This is a genomic window from Exiguobacterium sp. s145 (assembly GCF_018618835.1).
Lineage (GTDB): Bacteria > Bacillota > Bacilli > Exiguobacteriales > Exiguobacteriaceae > Exiguobacterium_A > Exiguobacterium_A artemiae.
Map to the genome: position 1 here is coordinate 1 of NZ_JACSMV010000041.1, position 1,675 is coordinate 1,675.

Sequence of the window (1,675 nt, forward strand, 5' to 3'; positions counted from 1 at the left end):
TGATATGCTCCCCAAAAAGTAGACAGTTGAAATAACAAAAACTGTCTACTTTGAAGGGAGCTTTTTCTATGGCTACATCTAGATTTTCGATGGATCAAAAACTACACATCATTCAGATGTGTGAGGACGGAATCGACTCAATCAAGTCGATCGCTTCGCTCTTCGAGCTTTCAGTCACAACCTTGAATAGATGGAGAGCAAAATATCGTACGGGCGGTCCCTCCGCACTTCGGAGTCGATCAAAGTGGACCCGCTATCCCGAAGACCTAAAGATGAAAGCTGTGCGCGCAGTACTCGACCAAGAAGAATCGCTCACTAGCGCTTCGGTACGGTTTGATATTTCGAATATAAGCGTACTTGCGAAGTGGATCGAGAAGTATACTAGTCATAGTACTCAAGGGAAACCATTGAAGGAGCGATCCATTATGACTAGAGGTAGAACCACTACATTCGAAGAGCGTGTCCAGGCAGTTATGGACTGTATACAAAACGGAAAAGACTATCAACGCATCATGGAGACCCATCGGGTCTCGTACCAACAAATCTATAGTTGGGTAAGAAAGTTCGAGAAGGATGGAATCGACTCACTGATAGACCGTCGCGGTCGTCAGAAGCCAGTAGAAGAATTGACGGATACAGAACGTTTCGCGCTGGAGCTGAAACGACTCGAGCGAGAAAATGAGCGTCTACGTATGGAGAACGATTTCTTAAAAAAGTTAGAGGAGATCGAGAGGAGGTCACGTTAAATCAAATTCGACTTCAAGATAAATATGAAGCCATCCAATCATCGGTAGAGCAATTTGGTTATCCAATCATTGCCCTATGCCACCTCGCTTGTGTCTCGCGCGCTGCCTACTACAAGTGGTTACGTCGGATAGATATGCCGAAAGCACGTGAGACGGAGAACATGAAAATCATCGAAGAGATGAACGAGATTCACCTTGCGGTGAACGGAATCTATGGCTATCGACGAATGACATTAAACTTAAAACGCCGTTTCGGAAGAAACGTTAACGCGAAGTGTGTCCGTCGTCTGATGCATGTCGCTCGTATTCATTGCGTCATACGCCGGAAACGTCCTTTGTACATTCGTAATCGTCCTCAACAGACCGCAGAGAACATTCTGAACCGTGATTTCAACGCGGCAGGACCGAATCAAAAATGGGTAACGGATGTCACGGAATTGAAGTATGGCGCCTCTCAGAAGGCGTATTTGAGCGCTATTCTAGACCTACATGATGGATCTATCCGTGCCTTCGTTCTTGGGCACTCAAACAATAATCAGCTCGTGTTCGATACACTCGAACTCGCCTTGAAAGGCGCACCCGGAAGCCATCCCTTACTTCATAGTGATCGAGGATTTCAATATACTTCGCATACGTTTCGTCACATGACACGCGTGGCGGGTATCACACAAAGTATGTCTCGGGTTGGTAAATGTATTGATAACGGTCCGATGGAGTCCTTTTGGGGAGCGTTGAAGTGCGAAAGTTATTATCTACATAAGTTTACGGAGTTCGACGAACTCCAACTTGCAATCCAGAAGTATATTCATTTCTACAATGAAGAACGGTATCAACAACGATTAAACGGCTTGGCTCCATTAGAATACAGAGCTCAAGCCGTTTAAAAGATTTTTATTATTTATCCTGTCTACTTGACGGGGAGCAGTTCA

Annotated in this window: 1 protein-coding gene; it reads left to right on the plus strand. The window is 45.2% G+C overall.

Annotated elements, in window-relative coordinates; all coding sequences use genetic code 11:
- The first annotated feature begins 68 nt into the window (after positions 1-68).
- Positions 69-1,630 (plus strand): IS3 family transposase gene (locus tag KNQ07_RS15910; protein ID WP_251139590.1). Its coding sequence is split into 2 segments (ribosomal slippage): positions 69-699 and positions 699-1,630, totalling 1,563 coding nucleotides; the frame shifts between segments, so codons are not numbered across the junction.
- The last annotated feature ends 45 nt before the right edge of the window (positions 1,631-1,675 follow it).